The 16,567-nt window shown below is 61.5% G+C and carries 14 protein-coding genes; 9 read left to right on the forward strand and 5 right to left on the reverse strand.

The genetic code is table 11. The features are described from left to right. Nucleotides 1–23 precede the first annotated feature (23 nt). A complete protein-coding gene (gene msbA / locus AC1RJW_RS24210; protein ID WP_493047208.1) occupies nt 24–1,757 on the forward strand; it encodes a lipid A export permease/ATP-binding protein MsbA in 1,734 nt (577 codons plus the stop codon). Between the two features lie 35 nt (nt 1,758–1,792). Then, nucleotides 1,793–2,893 (forward strand): glycosyltransferase family 9 protein, encoded by a 1,101-nt coding sequence (locus AC1RJW_RS24215; protein WP_493047209.1) that lies wholly within the window; start codon nt 1,793–1,795, stop codon nt 2,891–2,893. 15 nt (nt 2,894–2,908) lie between these two features. On the opposite strand, the gene AC1RJW_RS24220 is transcribed toward AC1RJW_RS24215, so the two are convergent. The 4 genes from AC1RJW_RS24220 to AC1RJW_RS24235 form a co-directional block, all read right to left on the reverse strand. Further along, entirely contained in the window at nt 2,909–3,520 is a 612-nt protein-coding gene (locus AC1RJW_RS24220) for a response regulator transcription factor (RefSeq protein ID WP_493047210.1), read from the reverse strand. Further along, the gene (locus tag AC1RJW_RS24225) at nt 3,507–5,102 is read right to left on the reverse strand and encodes an ATP-binding protein (protein WP_493047211.1); all 1,596 of its coding nucleotides are present in this window, start codon (nt 5,100–5,102) and stop codon (nt 3,507–3,509) included. Before AC1RJW_RS24225 ends, AC1RJW_RS24220 begins: the two co-directional genes overlap by 14 nt. Before the next feature lie 118 nt (nt 5,103–5,220). Further along, complete coding sequence (locus tag AC1RJW_RS24230) at nt 5,221–6,609, reverse strand: ATP-binding protein (RefSeq protein WP_493047212.1); 1,389 nt, start codon at nt 6,607–6,609, stop codon at nt 5,221–5,223. After that, on the reverse strand, nt 6,606–7,292 hold the full coding sequence (locus tag AC1RJW_RS24235) for a response regulator (RefSeq protein ID WP_493047213.1): 687 nt from the start codon (nt 7,290–7,292) through the stop codon (nt 6,606–6,608). The genes AC1RJW_RS24230 and AC1RJW_RS24235 overlap by 4 nt, the downstream gene beginning before the upstream one ends. A 157-nt stretch (nt 7,293–7,449) precedes the next feature. On the opposite strand from AC1RJW_RS24235, the gene AC1RJW_RS24240 reads away from it, so the two are divergent. From AC1RJW_RS24240 to AC1RJW_RS24255, 4 genes are all read left to right on the forward strand, one after another. Further along, nucleotides 7,450–8,271 (forward strand): MipA/OmpV family protein, encoded by an 822-nt coding sequence (locus tag AC1RJW_RS24240; protein WP_493047214.1) that lies wholly within the window; start codon nt 7,450–7,452, stop codon nt 8,269–8,271. Between the two features lie 103 nt (nt 8,272–8,374). Then, nucleotides 8,375–8,914 (forward strand): universal stress protein, encoded by a 540-nt coding sequence (locus AC1RJW_RS24245; RefSeq protein ID WP_493047215.1) that lies wholly within the window; start codon nt 8,375–8,377, stop codon nt 8,912–8,914. A gap of 46 nt (nt 8,915–8,960) precedes the next feature. Next, nucleotides 8,961–9,962 carry a VirK/YbjX family protein gene (locus AC1RJW_RS24250; protein WP_493047216.1) on the forward strand — a complete coding sequence of 334 codons (1,002 nt, stop codon included), beginning with the start codon at nt 8,961–8,963 and terminating at the stop codon, nt 9,960–9,962. 119 nt (nt 9,963–10,081) lie between these two features. Then, nucleotides 10,082–10,312 carry a DUF6139 family protein gene (locus tag AC1RJW_RS24255; protein ID WP_493047217.1) on the forward strand — a complete coding sequence of 77 codons (231 nt, stop codon included), beginning with the start codon at nt 10,082–10,084 and terminating at the stop codon, nt 10,310–10,312. A 64-nt stretch (nt 10,313–10,376) separates the two neighbouring features. On the opposite strand, the gene dnaE is transcribed toward AC1RJW_RS24255, so the two are convergent. Beyond that, complete coding sequence (gene dnaE, locus AC1RJW_RS24260) at nt 10,377–13,916, reverse strand: DNA polymerase III subunit alpha (RefSeq protein WP_493047218.1); 3,540 nt, start codon at nt 13,914–13,916, stop codon at nt 10,377–10,379. Nucleotides 13,917–14,053: 137 nt separating this feature from the next. On the opposite strand from dnaE, the gene AC1RJW_RS24265 reads away from it, so the two are divergent. The 3 genes from AC1RJW_RS24265 (at nt 14,054) to AC1RJW_RS24275 (ending at nt 16,522) form a co-directional block, all read left to right on the forward strand. Continuing rightward, on the forward strand, nt 14,054–14,947 hold the full coding sequence (locus AC1RJW_RS24265; protein WP_493047219.1) for a sulfurtransferase: 894 nt from the start codon (nt 14,054–14,056) through the stop codon (nt 14,945–14,947). Between the two features lie 151 nt (nt 14,948–15,098). After that, nucleotides 15,099–16,073, forward strand: a complete 975-nt coding sequence (locus tag AC1RJW_RS24270) for a glycosyltransferase family 2 protein (RefSeq protein ID WP_493047220.1) — start codon at nt 15,099–15,101, stop codon at nt 16,071–16,073. Nucleotides 16,074–16,183: 110 nt separating this feature from the next. Next, entirely contained in the window at nt 16,184–16,522 is a 339-nt protein-coding gene (locus AC1RJW_RS24275; protein WP_493047221.1) for a DMT family transporter, read from the forward strand. Nucleotides 16,523–16,567 lie beyond the last annotated feature (45 nt).

Below are 16,567 nucleotides of genomic sequence, written 5' to 3' on the forward strand. Positions count from 1 at the left end.
GTCCCCTGCAAGGAATCATACCGATGCTCACGCCCGACCTGAAGCGCCTCACCGCGCTGCACGCGCCCTACAAGAAACACCTGGCCCTGGCTCTGCTGGCGATGGTCGTCACGGCGGCGACGGAACCGCTGTTGCCGTATGCGCTCAAGTTGCTGCTCGACAATGGTTTTGGGGGCAAGGTCGAATTTTCCTACTGGCTGGTGCCGCTGATCGTCATCGGCATCTTTGCCATCCGGGGCGCCTCGACGTTCGCCAGCAGTTATCTGATGAGCTATGTCTCCACGCGCATCCTCAACGAATTGCGGCGCCGGATGTTTGCCAGCATGCTCAACCTCCCCATCGACTTCTACAACACGCACACGGTGGGCAAGGTCATCAACTCCATCATGTTTGAGGTGCAGCAGATCATCGAGATGGTGACCAAGGTGTTTACTTCGATCGTGCGCTCCTCGCTGACCGTGCTGGGCTTGCTCGCCTGGCTGCTGTACCTGAACTGGGCACTGACCCTGGTCACCCTGGTGCTGCTGCCCGTGCTGACCATCGTCGTGCGCACCACGGGCAAGCGCCTGAAAAAACTCAACCGCGACTCGCTGGCCGTCAACGCCGAGCTGACCCAGGTCATCGAAGAAACTACGCGCGCCCAGCAAGTGATCAAGATCTTCGGCGGACAGCATTACGAGAAGACGCGGTTCGAGGAGCGCGCCGAGCAATTGCGCCGCTACAGCATGCGCATGACCACCACCTTTTCCGCCACCGTGCCCATCACGCAGGTGATCACCGCCGCCGCCGTGGCCCTGGTCATCGTGATGGCGCTGTTCCAGTCGGAACAGGGGCAAATCACGGTGGGCGGCTTCGTTTCCTTCATCACGGCCATGCTGATGCTGCTGACACCCCTGAAACAACTGGCTGAAGTCAACGGTCCCCTGCAGCGCGGCATGGCCGCCGCCGAAGAAGTCTTTTTACTGATCGACAAGACACCGGAACGCACGGGCGGCAAGCCGCTGGCGGGCCGCAGCAAAGGCCGCATCGAGTTCAAGGACGTCAGCTTTGCCTACCCCGGGCACCAGGAACTGGCCCTGCAACACATCGATCTGAGCATCGCGCCAGGACAAACGGTCGCCTTTGTCGGCATGTCCGGTGGCGGCAAATCGACCCTGGTCAGCCTGCTGCCCGGCTTTTACTCGGCTAGCAGCGGCCAGATTCTGCTCGATGGGCAGAATATTGACGACATCGCCCTGACCAGCCTGCGCAGCCAGATCGCCATGGTCAGCCAGCAGGTGGTGTTGTTCGACGATACCCTGGCCGCCAATATCGCGTATGGCGATGCGGCCCCGGACCGGCAGCGCGTCGAAGCGGCCGCCGCGGCCGCCTTCCTGTCGGACGTCATCGACGGCTTGCCCGACGGCCTGGAAACGCGCCTGGGCGACAACGGCTCGCGCCTGTCCGGCGGCCAGCGCCAGCGCGTGGCCATCGCCCGCGCCATCTACAAGGATGCGCCCATCCTGATCCTCGATGAAGCCACCTCGGCACTGGATACGGAGGCAGAACGGGCCGTGCAAGCGGCACTGGAGTACCTGATGCAAGGTAAAACCACCTTAGTTATTGCTCATCGGCTATCAACAATTGAACGTGCGGACCGTATCGTGGTATTGTCACATGGGAAAATAATGGAAACCGGCAGTCACCAGCAATTATTGGATGCCGACGGCGCGTATGCCAATCTGCATCGCCTGCAATTTTCCCAGCAAGTGGTATGACACCATCGAATGAATACCTGAAATCGTACTGATACATGACGCCTTTGATTCCCGCCGAACTTCTACAAAAGTCGGAAAAAATTCTGTTCATCGCCCATCTGGCGCTGGGAGACTTTACCTACCTGCAAAATGGTTTCCGCGCCTTTGCCGCGGCCTACCCCCATATCCAGATCCACCTGTGGGTCGACGAAGTACGGCGCACGTCCGACGCCAAGCAATGGGAAAGCTTGCGCACCTATTCGCTATACGACTGGGTCGAACAGTCGGGCCTGTTTTCCAAGGTGTACCGCAAGACCTACAGCCCGGCGCTGTACGAAGAGTCACTGCGCGAAGCCAAGGCGGAGCACTATCCTGTCGTCGTGTCGCTGGCCCACGTACGGCCGCAGCAATACGCGGACCTTGCCCGCGCGATCAGCCCGCACGGGCTGGTGATCGGCACGCGCAAGCCGTTCAGCCCGCTACGCCCCTGGCACTACCTGGCCTACCGCAAGATCGATGCCGTGCTGGCCTCGTATGCGGGACAGGATGCCGGCGAACACCATATCAGCAGCGTGTATGCGGACTGGTTCCATCAATTGACGGGCCTCGATATTCCCGTGGCCGAACGCTATCCCTTCGTGCACATTCCCGAGCACGCATTGCAGCAGGCGCAGGAGCAGCTGGCCGCCTGGGGCTTTGCCCCGCGCCAGGGTCCGCTCGTGCTATTGAATCCGTTTGCCAAGTCGCACAAGCGCGGCTGGCCGCTGGAGCGCATTGCCGAGCTGATCGCGCGCATGCAGGCGATGCCGAAATGGCAGCATGCCTGTTTCCTGATCAATGCCATGCCGCAGGAACTGGCCAAGGTGGATGCCATCGTGCAGGCGCACAACTTGCCGCGCACGCAAGCCTTCAGTGCCGTCGACAACTTTTTCCAGCTCCCGGCCATGCTGGCGCAATGCGACCTGATTATTTCAGTGGAAACCTCGATCATGCATCTGGCGAACGCCGTGCATGTGCCCGTGGTAGCACTGATGCGCAAGAAAAATCCCGAATGGGCTCCCTTCGACAGCGCCAACAGCACCGTCATCACGGTGGCGCGGCGCAGCGACTGGGTCAAGGCGATTTCAAGCGATCAGGTATTGAAGACCATCGCCTAGAGAACTCTTCCGCGGCTAGCCGGTGCCCAGCATGCTGATGCGCACCAGGTCGGCCACATTATCGACGCCCAGCTTGTCCATCAGGCGCGCCTTGTGCACTTCCACGGTGCGCACGGAAATACCCAGCGCCGGGGCGATGTCGCGGTTGTGCTGGCCCGTCACCACAAGATGCATCACTTCGCGCTCGCGCGGCGTCAAGGCGCGCAGCAAGGCTAACCCTTCCACCTGGCGCTGCAACTGGCCGCGCGCATGCGCCTCGCGCGAAAACGCTTCGTCTATGGCCGCCAGCAACTTGTCATGGTCAAATGGCTTTTCCAGGAAATCGCTGGCCTGCGCCTTGAATGCCTGGCGGGCCAGCGCCACGTCGCCGTGCCCCGTGATGATGATGATGGGCAGCATGCATTTGAGCTCCAGCAGGCGGCGCTGCAGGCTCAGGCCATCCATGCCCGACATGCGGATATCGATCAGCAGACAACCGGCCCACTCGGGCCGCCAGCTGTGCAGGAAATCCTCGCCGCAGGAAAACAGGGCCGTGCGGTACCCGCGTATGCCCAACAGCAAACCCAGCGCATCGCGCACGGCGGGATCGTCGTCCACGATAAACACCGTCAAATTACTTGTCACCATACTCTCCCTTGGCGGCCGCACTGGCATGCGCCAGGGGCAGGATAAAACGAAAAATACCATGCTTGCCCACTTCGGCCCATAGCTGGCCGCCATGCGCTTCGACAATGCTGCGGCTGAGCACAAGCCCCAGCCCCAGGCCGCTGGCCTTGGTCGAGACAAACGGTTCGAACAGGCGTGCGGCCAGGCTATTGGAAATGCCGGGTCCGCTGTCTTCCACGGACAGGCGCAGCCGGCCACCCTCGAGCGGCTCGGCCGACACCGTGATGCGGCGCTGGCCGCGCGGCTGGCCCATCACCGCATCCTGTGCATTGGCCAGCAAGTTACGCAGTACCAGCTCGATTTGCAGGCGGTCCGCGTTGACGGCCAGCGGCGACGGCGGCGCCAGCACCAGCTCGATGCCATGCTCATGGAACAGCGGCGTAAACTGCCGCGCCAAGCCCTCGATCAAGGCGCTCGCCTCTACCGCTTCGAGCTGCATCGCGCCAGTGCGGAAAAAGTCGCGCAGGCGGCGCACCACGTCCGCGGCGCGTCCCGATTCAACGATCATGTGCCCGATGGCGCTTTGCAGCAAGGCGCCGTTCTCGCCCCGTTCCAGCAGGTATTCGCATGCCTTGCCGTAGGTCGACAAGGCTGTCAGCGGCTGGTTCAGCTCATGCGCGAGAGCGGCCGCCATTTCGCCGGCGGCCGCCAGGCGCATCGTATGCTTCAGTTCGTCGGCCACCTGGCGCATTTCATCGACGACGATGCCGATAAAAAAGCCCACCAGCGCCAGCACGGCGTCCAGCAGTTGCAATTCATAAAACTGGATATCGACGGCATGCGTCCATTTCACCAGGGTGATGATGCATAGCTGCAATACAAATACGGCCAGTACGGCACCATGCAAGCCCTGGCGCGAGGCGGCCCAGATCACGGGGAGAAACAGGAAATAGAAATGCTTGTATTCGGAACGCACGATGGAACCGAAGACGCTCCACAGCACGAAACTGGCCAGGGCCAGGTACGCCAGGGTTTCCCAGCGCCAGACGGCGGCATGCAGGCGCTCACGCCCGCGTTCGCTGAACAGCACCCAGATGAGCGGCATCGACACCAGCATGCCGACCGTGTCGCCGATGCCGAAACGCCATACTGCCGTGCCCCATTCGCCGGCCGGTATGCGCCCCGTGAGCGACAGCAAGGAAATATAGCCGAGCGCATTGAGCACGGTGCCCAGCAGCACGATGAGGACCCAGGCGCTCAGGCGGCGCCGGTTGTCGAAGATGTCGCTGCTGCTGAAACTGCGGCGCAAGACTGCGCCGATACCGCCATAGCCGAGCACCAGCCACGCAGAACAGAGCAAAGTCAGAGGCAGGCCTGCCGGCATGCCGCGCACCAGCACCTCGCCGGCCACCAGGGCGATGAACCATGGCAGCGCCGCCTTGCGGCCGTGGATCAGCCAAAATACCAGTCCCAGTGCGGGATCCGGGTTCCACGGGGTGATGTTCAGCCCATACATCGGGTCGATATAGGTCGCCCAGTCAAACAGCAGATACAGGCCGACAAAGGCAGGATACGGCAGGTAGCGGGACAGGAATGGGCGCATAACGGTGTTTTTTAACTGTTCCGCATTATGCATCGCAAGCGTGCGCCACGCCATGCCATCTTGCGTTATATGCACATACAATAATCTTCATGCAATATCGCAAGACCCGCCAGCGCAGTCAGACCTCGGCCAACGGCAAGCGCACCTCCACCAGCAAGCCCAGGCCACCGTTACCGCTGTGCAACTGAATCGTGCCGCCGTGCTGGCGCACGACGGAAGCGACGATGGACAAGCCCAGGCCGCTGCCTGGCTGCACCTGCTGCGGCGCGCGGAAAAAACGGTCGAACACGCGCGCATACAGCGCCGGCGCGATACCCGGCCCCTGATCGGCCACATGCAACACAGCCTGGCCCCGTTCCGCATGCAGCGACACCGTCACGCTGCTGCCGCGCGGGCTGTACTTGATGGCGTTTTCCACCAGGTTGTCGATCAGCGAAACCAGGCTCTCGCGCTGGCCGGGCACGCTGAGCGAGACGCTGGCCTGCAATTCGAGCTCGATATCGCCCGCCTGGGCCAGACCGGACAGGGCCGCCAGGCGGTCTTGCAGCAAGGTATCGAGCGCCTGCCGCCGCGGCAGCTCGCCCGCGCCCGCCTGCACTTCGCTGCGCGTCAGCTGCAGCAACTGGCCCACCAGGCGCGCGGCCCGGTTGCCGCTGTTCAAGATACCGTCCAGCAACTCTTGCTGACGCGCATCATGCGCCTGGCCCTGCAAGGCCTCGACATTCACCCGCATGGCCGCCAGCGGCGTGCGCAGCTCATGCGTGGCATCGGCGATGAAGCTGCGTTCGCGCGCGGCGCTGGCGTCGACCCGCTGCAGCAAGGCATTGATATTGTCGACCAGGGCCGCCAGTTCGCCATGCGGCGGCTTGAACGCCAGCGGACGCAAATCCTGCGGCCCGCGCGCCGCCACCTCCTGCGCCAGCCTGCGCCACGGGCGCATGGCAAGGCGGATCGACAGCCAGGCCGGCACCAGCAGGAATGGCAGGCTGATCAGCAGCGGCAGCAGGTAGTAACCGCGTGAATTGATCGTGATGAAAAATTGCCATGCGCCCCCCACTTCCAGCACCGTCACGCGCGTCGCTCCTTCGGTCAGGCTGCGGCTGCGCCAGGCCTGTCCCTTGATGTACACCACTTCCATCTGCTCCGGGCCGGCGCTGCGGATACCGCTGGGCGCTGCGGGGGACTTGTAGACCAGCTTGCCCTCACGCCAGACCAGGATGCGCGGCGCCAGCTCCGGCACTTGCCCCATTTCAAATTCCTCGCGCAAGGCTTCGTCGATCGCGCGCAAGCTTTGCTCCTGGCGCTGCGGCTGCTCGGCCAGGTTATCGGCCACGCTGATAATGGCGTGCAGGACGCCGCGGCTCACATTGCTCGCTTCGCCCGCGCCCTCGACCAGCACATACGCCACGGCCAGGCTCCACAGCACGGTCAGCATCAGCATTTGCGCGATCATCAGGCGGCGCACCAGGGTAGGCCGGCGCAGCATGGCCCAGAAACGCCCCATCATGCGCCGGTGCCCGGCGAGGTGGATGTCTCGCTCTGCTGGTCGATGACATAGCCGACGCCGCGCACGGTACGGATATAGCCTTCGCCTATCTTGCGGCGCAGGTTGCCCATATGTACGTCCAGGGTATTGCTGGCATTGGCCAGCCCGCCGGGCAGGATATGTTCTTCCAGCACGCGGCGCGTGATGACCCGGTTGGCGCGCATCAGCAAGGTCTTCAGCAGGGCATATTCACTGGCGGTGAGCTCCACCGGCCGGCCATGCACGCTGACACGGCGCGTGGGTACCTGCAGCAGCAAGCCGCGCAACTCGATGGTATCGCCGTCGAAGCCATAGCTGCGGCGTGCCAGGGCGCGCACGCGCGACAGCAGCTCGGCCAGCACGAACGGCTTCACCAGATAGTCGTCGGCGCCGCCATCGAGGCCCCGCAAGCGCTGTTCCAGCGTATCGCGGGCGCTGAGGATCAGCACCGGCAGGCGGGCTGCGCGCAGCCTGGCCAGCAAATCGAGGCCATCGCCATCGGGCAAGCCCAGGTCCAGCAGCACCAGTTCGCAGCTGTCGTGCTCGATGCTGCGCGCCGCATCCTCCAGGCTGCGCACCCAGACCACTTGCATGCCCTGGTCGCGCAAGGCAATCCGCACGCCATTGCCCAGGTCCATATCGTCTTCAATCAGCAGTATCTTCATGTTGAGTATTAAACCACCGCAAGCTGAAGAATGGGTAAAGAAGCGCTCTTCATGCAATCTTAATAAAAGGCTCATTTTTCCTTCATGGCAAGGACCGATACTGTCGGCAGTCAATCGAGCCACTCCGGACTCGGTTCTCCACCTGACGGAAAACTCCATGCACGCACCCACAACCCTGCTGACCTCGCTGGCACTCGCCAGCGGCATGATCCTCAACCCGCTGGCCGCTGCGGCGGCTGAACCGCCGGCGGAAAATGTCTTCACCATCGGCGGCGGCGTCGCCGCCGTGTCCAGCTATTCCGGCTCCGACAAGCTGTCGGCCTCGCCATTGATCATCCTCGACTACGCCATGGCCAATGGCTTGTTCATCAGCACCTCGCGCGGCATCGGTTATGGCGGCCAGGCCGGCCCCTTCAGCTACAGCGCCGCGCTGGGCTACCGCGGCAAGCGCGAAGACCACAAGCGCACAGGCGTCAACGGCTGGGGCGGCAGCGATTACCTGAAGGGCATGGGTGAAGTCAAGGGCAACGCCAGCGCCCTGCTCAGCGCGGGTTATTCGCCCTTGCCAGGCCTGTCGCTGAGCGTCTCGAGCGACATTCCCCTGTCGAACCGCGAAAATGGCGCAAATGTGCATTTCGGCGCGACAGGTCAGATCTACGGCCGGGCCGATGCCAGGGGCGTGCAGCAAGACAGCGTGAGCATCGGCGGCCAGCTGGGCTGGGGCGAGCGCAAGTACGTACAGACCATGTATGGCGTGACGGCTACCCAGGCCGCGAATACCTCGTTCAAGCAATACACGCCCAAGGGCGGTTTCTATGAAGCACAGGCCACCGTCAACTGGGAGCACCGCTTCGATGCGCGCTGGGGCATCAATACCCTGGTCGGCGTCGAACACCGCATGGGCGACGCGGCCAAGAGCCCCATCGTGCAGCGCAAGACATCCCCGATCGGTGCCGTGTATGTCACTTACCGCTATTAACAACACGCAAACCTAAGGGAAACCCGTACGCTGTTTCGCCAATTTACAGGGCGTGAGGGCATGGATAAGATGGCACGGTTTTTCCACCACGGCCATCTTTTCCATGCATGCATCGCGCCTTGCCCCGCAACGCCACCGCGCCCCGGACAGCGCCGCGGGCGCGTGCGGCAAGCCGGGCCAGGATACCTTGCTGCTGCTCTTGCCCGTCAAGCGCGCCAGCGACATCATCTACGGTGCGCGCTACGCCAGACGCTTGCAGGAATGGGGCATCAACGTCTGCGTCAGCCTGTTGCACGTGACACCGGCGCCGCGCCGCAGTGCCGATGGCGTGCCCCGGCACTGCGCCAGCGAATGCGATGCCCTTGACCCGGCCACGCAGCACATGATGCACGAGGCGGGACTCTACCTGAGCCGTTCTCATATTTCCTTCAGCACCCACATTTTTGCCGGCGAGCTGCTGTTTACGATCCTCGATGCGGCTGAGCTGCTGGGTTGCCACGAAGTGGTCTTGCCAGCGCCGCGGCACAACGGCTGGCCGCGCCGTTTCTCGGGCGGACTGGCCGGCAAGCTGGCGCGTGGCAGCCGCGGCACCACCATCCTGCTGGCAAACCACGAGGGCGTCAGCAGCCCGGTACCCGTCTGAGCCGAAACGGCCTCGACGTTCCCTCTTTATCATGGACATGCGCACGATGATGCCAACTATTACCCTGTCTGACGGCTTGATGGCGATGCCGAACGGCATGCGCCGCTGGCGCGAAATGCTCAAGCTGCATCTGCGCGCCCGCGTACAACAGCGCCAAACCCGACTATGGCTACAACTGCTGAACTCGCATCCGGTGTTTCATGATCTGGTCCACGCCTATCCGCACATGATCCACAAGGTCTACCGGCCTTACCTGAGCCTGACCTTGAATTGCCACCAGCGCGTGGCATTGCTGGCCGAGCACTACCACTTCATCTTGCAACAAGGCTGGGGCAAGCTGATGGCTCAAGCGGCCCATGGCCCCGTGCGCCTGGGCACCGTGCCGGGCAAGTCGGGCGCGCCCTATCACCTGCAACTGTGTTCGCTGCACCCGATGGACCGCGAAGGCGAGATGGTGCTGCAACTGATGCATGACGACGACGTGCTCTATTCGATCGCCTTTTCCTTCTTCGGCAGCCAGCTGCGCGCTACCCTGGGCATGCGCATCGGCTGCCTGCAAGGCCCGAAGGGCCAGGAAAGCGCACACCGCGTGCGCGAGGCAACGCGCGACTTGCACGGCATGCGTCCCAAGACCCTGATGGTACGCCTGGTGCGCCAGTTGGGGTACGAACACGGCTGCCGCAAGATGCTTCTTGTCGGCAATATCAACCGCGCCGTGCACCACTCCGCCAAGAAAGGCCGTTTGTTCGCCGACTACAATGCAATATGGCAAGAACTGGGCGCGCATATGCGCCAGGATGGCGATTTCGAGTTAAGGTGCGAAAACCTGCCCTTGCCGGCACTGGAAGAAATTCCTTCCAAGAAACGCTCGGAAGCCCGCAAGCGCCATGAACTGACACTCGCCATGATCGGCAGCCTGCGTAGCGGCCTCGACGCCCATCGCAGCCCGCTGCAGGCCGCCACGGCAAACGCCGCGGCCGCCGCCAGCGAGGTACGCCAATCGGCCGTTCTCGATGACGACGACGATTACGCTTCCGCTATCGCCTGAGCATCCTCCCTCTTCCGGCACACGCTACAACCCGTGCATGGCACAATCCTGTTACGCTAGCACTATCGGTATGCACATGTAGTGTGCCGGTTCCCCCAACGCTTACTAGGAGGCAAGTCATGCGCGTAGACATCTACCGCCGGGCCGAGCACGACGGCATTTTTTCCTACCTCGCCGTGCCGGAAGGAAAGCTCATTCCGGAAGAAGTTACCAATACCGACTGGCAACTCGAAGTACGCGCCAGCGAAGTCGCCGACGATGCCAATATCTTGCCCGACTACCATATCGAACAGCCGCACCAGCAGATCGCCGCCAAGGGCTATGCGATCACGGGCCTGAAAGACATGTAAACGTAAAAAAGCCAAACCAGCATGCCTGCGGTTTGGCTTTGTTGTATGCCCCGGGCGGTGCCGGTCAGTACTCGACCGCCACCTCTTGCGCACCCAGCATCTGCTCCAGCGCCATCTGCAATTCATCCGATGGCGCCACTTTCCACTCGTCGCCAAACTGCAGCACGCAACTGACGCCTTGCGGGCTGACCTTGGCGGCGATCGGTAATCCGTCCGCCGCCCGGTGCGGCATGATCACGTCGCGGATGCGCTTGGCGTCCAAGGTGGCCGGCAAGGTCAGGCCCAGCTGGCGCCCATACTGCACGCGCGCGGCGATGATGTCGAAGGCGCTCTCGGCCGTGATACGCAAGCCGCCCGAAAAGCGGTCTTCCGACACCTTGCCCACGACGGCCAGGAATTCATCTTCCTTGAAGATTTTTCGGTTGGAATCAAACAATTCCCCGTACACCGTCACCTCGACGGTACCGCTCTTGTCGTCCAGGGTGACGATGAGGATCTTGCCGCGCTGCGTCATCTGCGTGCGCAAGCCCGTGATGACGCCGGCCATCATGCGCGGCTCGCGCGACGGCGACAGTTCGGACAATTTCGTGCGGGCAAAACGGCGCGCCTCGGGCGCATACGAATCGAACAGGTGGCCCGACAGGTAGAAGCCCAGCGCGATCTTTTCTTCCGTCAGGCGCTGCTTGTCCGTCCACACGGGCACCTTGACGTATTCGGGCGGCGCCACCATGTCGCTGTCGTCGCCGCCGAACAGGCTTACCTGGTTGGCGGCCTTGGCGGCCTGGTCGGCGCATTCCATGGCAAAGGCCACGGACGCGAGCAGGATGGCGCGGTCGACCTTCAGGCAATCGAAGGCGCCGCTGCGGATCAACGACTCGATGGTGCGGCGGTTGATTTGCTTTTTATCAACACGCTTGCAGAAATCGAACAGGCTCGTGAATGGCCCGCCCGCCTCGCGCGCAGCGATGATGGCTTCGATGGCGTTCTGGCCCGAGCCCTTCACGGCGCCCAGGCCATAGCGGATCTGCGTGACTTTCTTGCCGCTCACGGATGGCGCCGCGCCGCTCGGCATGAAGCGGTAGTCCGATTCGTTGATATCCGGCGGCAACAAGGTCAGCTTGCAGATTTCCAGCGAATCTTCCACCAGGATCTTGATCTTGTCCGTGTCGTCCATGGCCAGCGACAAGTTGGCAGCCATGAAGGCAGCCGTGTGGTGCGCTTTCAGGTAGGCCGTGTGATACGACAGCAGGGCGTAGGCGGCGGCGTGCGATTTGTTAAAACCGTAGCCGGCGAACTTTTCCATCAAGTCGAAGATCTCGTCGGCTTTTTCCGCCGTCAAGCCATCTTTCGCCGCACCGGCGCGGAAGATCTCGCGGTGCTCGGCCATCTCTTCGGCCTTCTTCTTACCCATGGCGCGGCGCAGCATGTCGGCGCCGCCCAGCGAGTAGCCGCCGACGATCTGCGCCATCTGCATCACCTGCTCCTGATACACCATGATGCCGTAGGTTTCGGACAGAATCGATTCCGTGCGCGGATCGGGATAATCGAAACGTTCGCCGTGCTTGCGCTTGCAGAAGTCGGGAATCAGGTCCATCGGACCCGGGCGGTACAGCGCCACGAGCGCGATAATGTCTTCGAAGCGGTCGGGACGCGCGTCTTTCAGCATGCCCTGCATGCCGCGCGACTCCAGCTGGAACACGGCCACGGTCTTGGCCTTGGTCAGCAAGTCATACGATGGCTTGTCGTTCAGCGGCAAGGTGGCCAGATCGAAATTGGCTTGCGCGGGATCAAGCTGCTTGATGTAGCGCACGGCGCGGTCGAGAATCGTCAGGGTCGTCAGACCCAAAAAGTCGAACTTCACCAGGCCGACGGCTTCCACGTCATCCTTGTCGTACTGCGACACGACGCCCGAGTCGCCGCCCTGCGTGTACAGCGGGCAGAAATCCGTCAGCTTGCCCGGAGCGATCAGCACGCCCCCCGCGTGCATGCCGATATTGCGCGTGATGCCTTCGACTTGCTGCGCCAGGTCCAGCAGCTGCTTGACCTCTTCCTCGTTTTCCAGGCGCTCCTTGAGCAGCGGTTCCTCTTCGATGGCGTCGGCGATCGACACGGGCTTGCCCGGCTTGAACGGAATCAGCTTCGAGATGCCGTCGCAGAAGTTGTAGCCGAAGTCCATCACGCGGCCCACGTCGCGGATCGCGCCCTTGGCCGCCATGGTACCGAAGGTGGCGATCTGCGAGACGGCCTCCTTGCCGTACAAATCCTTGACGTGCTGGATGACGCGATCGCGCCCTTCCTGACAAAAGTCAATATCGAAGTCGGGCATCGAGACGCGTTCGGGATTCAGGAAGCGCTCGAACAGCAGGTTGTATTGCAATGGATCAAGATCGGTAATCAGCAGCGAATACGCGACCAGCGAGCCGGCGCCCGAACCGCGGCCCGGGCCGACGGGCACGCCGTTTTCCTTGGCCCACTGGATAAACTCGGCCACGATCAGGAAGTAGCCGGGGAACTTCATGTTGCAAATCGTGTCTGTCTCGAACTTCAAGCGCGATTCGTAGCGCGGACGCTCCTTTTCGCGGCGTTCCGGGTCCGGATACAGCTGGATCAAACGCTTTTCCAGGCCCGCCTGCGATTCGGCCACGAGGAACTGGTCGATCGTCATGCCGTCCGGCGTGGGGAAGTTCGGCAGTTGCGGCTTGCCCAGGGTCAAGGTCAGGTTGCAGCGCTTGGCGATTTCCACCGAATTGGCCAGCGCGGCCGGCAAATCGGCAAACAATTCCGCCATGTCCGCCTGCGACAGGAAGCGCTGGCTGTCATTGAAGCGTTTCACCCGCTTGGCGTTGGCCAGCATTTCGCCTTCGGCGATACAGGTGCGGGCTTCGTGGGCAATAAATTCCTCAGGGGAAATGAATTGCACGGGATGCGTGGCCACCACGGGCAAGCCCAGCTTGGCCGCCAGGGCCACCGCGTGGCGCACCTGCGCCTCCTGGTTGGCCTGGCCGCCGCGCTGGATTTCAATATAGAAATGGCCGGGGAAAATCTCGGCCCAGCGCTGCGCATTGCGCTCGGCCAGGGCCAGGTTGCCGTTCTCGATGGCAGTACCGACGTCGCCGAAATGCGCACCGGACAGCACGATCAAGCCATTCGCCGCGCTTTCGCCCGGGTACAGGTCGTAGGTATTCGTCGCCAGCGCCTGCAGCCACTCGATGCGCAGCTCGGCGCGCCCCTTGTACTGGTTGGTCAGCCAGGCCGTCGACAACAGTTCGCACAACTGCAGATAGCCCATGCGGTTCTTCGCCAGCAACAGCAGGCGCGACGGTTTTTCGCGGTTGTCGTCATTCGTGATCCACACGTCGACCCCGACGATGGGCTTGATGCCCTTGCCGCGCGCTTCCTTGTAGAACTTGACCATGCCAAACAGGTTCGACAGGTCGGTGACGGCCAGCGCCACCTGCTTGTCCTTCGCGGCCGCCTTGACCACGTCGTCGATGCGCACCAGGCCATCGACGATCGAGTACTCCGAGTGCACGCGCAAATGGACGAAGGCAGGACCGGGCTGCATCGCTTGCTGTGAACTTGCCGGAGCGCCGGCCTCTTGCATTACCATTTCCATCCTGTGTACCGTTTCGTGCAAAATTCAATGGGGTCTATTCTACCGCGTCGCGCGTGCGGACCGGGTATCCTGGCTGGCCTGTCGGGCTTATAATATCGGCTGTTCAGTCTAACCCGATCGCCATCATGCAAGCCATCACCCCAGCAACATCCGCCGTTTCCGCCGCCGTCAGCCCGCCCGCCGCCACGTTTGTCAATATTGCCGCGTATAAATTCATTACGCTGGCCGATACGGAAGCCATGCGCCCCTTGTATCAGGAGCAATGCCTGGCGCTGGGCCTGAAAGGCACGATCCTGCTGACGCCGGAAGGCATCAACATGTTCCTGTCGGGCACGCGCGAGCATATCGACAGCTTCCTGGCCTGGGTGCGCAGCGATGAGCGTCTGGCGGACCTGGAATGGAAGGAAAGCTTGTCGAACGAGCAATCGCACAAGCGCATGCTGGTCAAGCTGAAAAAAGAAATCATCACCATGCGCATGCCGCTGATCAAGCCGGAACTGGGCCGCGCCCCGTCCGTCGACGCGCAGACGCTCAAGCGCTGGCTCGACGCCGGCGTCGACGACGCGGGCAAACCCGTGGTCATGATGGAAACGCGCAACGCCTTTGAAGTGGATGTGGGCACGTTCAACAACACGCTTGATTATCGTATCGACAAGTTTACGGAATTCCCGGCTGTTGCTGCCGCACACAAGGAAGAACTGGAAGGCAAGACCGTCGTCACCTTCTGTACGGGCGGCATCCGCTGCGAAAAGGCCGCCATCCACATGAAGGAAATCGGCTACGACAGCGTGTACCAGCTCGACGGCGGCATCCTGAAGTATTTTGAGGAAGTGGGCGGTGAGCACTACACGGGCGACTGCTTCGTCTTCGACTACCGCACGGCCCTGAATCCGAAGCTGGAACCGACGGAAACCGTGCAATGCTTCGTCTGCCGCGCCGTCGTCACGCCACGCCAGCAACTGGCGCCGGAATATGTGTATGAGGTGTCTTGTCCGCATTGCTACGGCAAAAAGAACTAACCCCATCGTGCCCATGCGCGCCTGGTGGCGCGCAGCAGCGTCCATTCCCCGCCATTGCGCCAGAGGCATGCCAACTGCGCATGTCATAATTCATAATATTGCCCGATTCCGGGAGACGGCAACATGCATAATAAAGGCAAGCTATAACAAGATGACAAAACAAGGCTTGGCCATTGCGGTCGTCATACCCAGCTACAAGGTGGATCGGCATATCCTCTCCGTCATCAGCCAGATTGGCGTCGAAGTGAGCCGTATTTATGTCGTCGACGATTGCTGCCCGGAGCGCTCCGGCGAACTGGTCGAGCGTCACTGCAGCGACCAACGCGTGGTAGTGTTGCGCCATACCGAAAACCAGGGCGTCGGCGGCGCCGTCATGACCGGCTATCGCGCCGCACTGGACGATGACATGGATATCATCGTCAAGGTCGATGGCGATGGCCAGATGGATCCGACATGCATTCCCGACTTTATCGCGCCCATTGCCGCTGGCGAAGCCGATTACACCAAGGGTAACCGCTTCTACGATCTGGAAAGCGTGCGCAGCATGCCCAAGGCGCGCCTGTTTGGCAATGCGGTCCTGTCTTTCATGAGCAAGATCTCTTCGGGCTATTGGGACATCTTCGATCCGACCAACGGCTACACCGCCATCCACTGCGATGTGGTGCGCTACCTGCCGATGGAAAAAATCAGCCGCCGCTATTTTTTTGAAACGGATATCTTGTTTCGCCTCAATACATTGCGCGCAGTCGTCGTCGATATCCCCATGGATGCAAAATATGGCGATGAGGTCAGCAATCTGAAGATTTCCCAGGTTGTGCTTGAATTTTTTGCCAAACATCTGCGTAATTTTTTTAAGCGCATTTTCTACAATTATTACTTACGGGACGTGTCCATTGCGTCCATTGAACTGCCCATCGGTCTTCTGATGGTTGGCTTCGGCTGCGTGTTTGGTGCCACGCAATGGCTGCACTCCGTGCATGACGATGTACCAGCCTCGGCAGGTACAGTCATGCTGTCAGGCTTGCCGATTATTGTCGGCCTACAACTAATACTGGCCTTTCTTGGACACGATATCAGCTCGATCCCCAAAAAACCATTCCATCGCATTCGGCGGGGTAAAAAGTGACAGCTCAATGCATGGCCTCTCAGCCTAACCGCAGGCAATGGCGCAGGCTGCCCGTGCGCTGGAATACGGCGCACGGCGTTTCGCCTCAGCAACTGTATGGAGATAAATGAATGACTTACCTCGTGGCCCTGTTATGTGTGCTTGGCATTGCAGCCGGACAAATCCTGTTTAAAATCAGCGCCAACGGATTGCTGCAAAGCGGCAGCTTTTTTTCATTCAAAACCCTGGCGGCACTTTCGGCCGCAATCTGCCTCTATGGGCTAACGACGCTGGCCTGGGTCTGGGTACTGCAGCGCATCGAACTGGGCCGGATCTACCCGCTGATGGCACTGGCCTTCGTGCTGGTACCGATCGGCAGCCATTTTCTCTTCGGTGAACGTTTCCAAACCCAATACCTGATTGGTGTCGCGCTGATCATCGTCGGCATCCTTGTTGCCACGAAGGCATAAGCACCATATCGCCCTTGCCTGCGGCACTGCTCCTTTCTCCAGCTC

This window comes from Janthinobacterium sp. GW822-FHT07A03, from assembly GCF_058798815.1.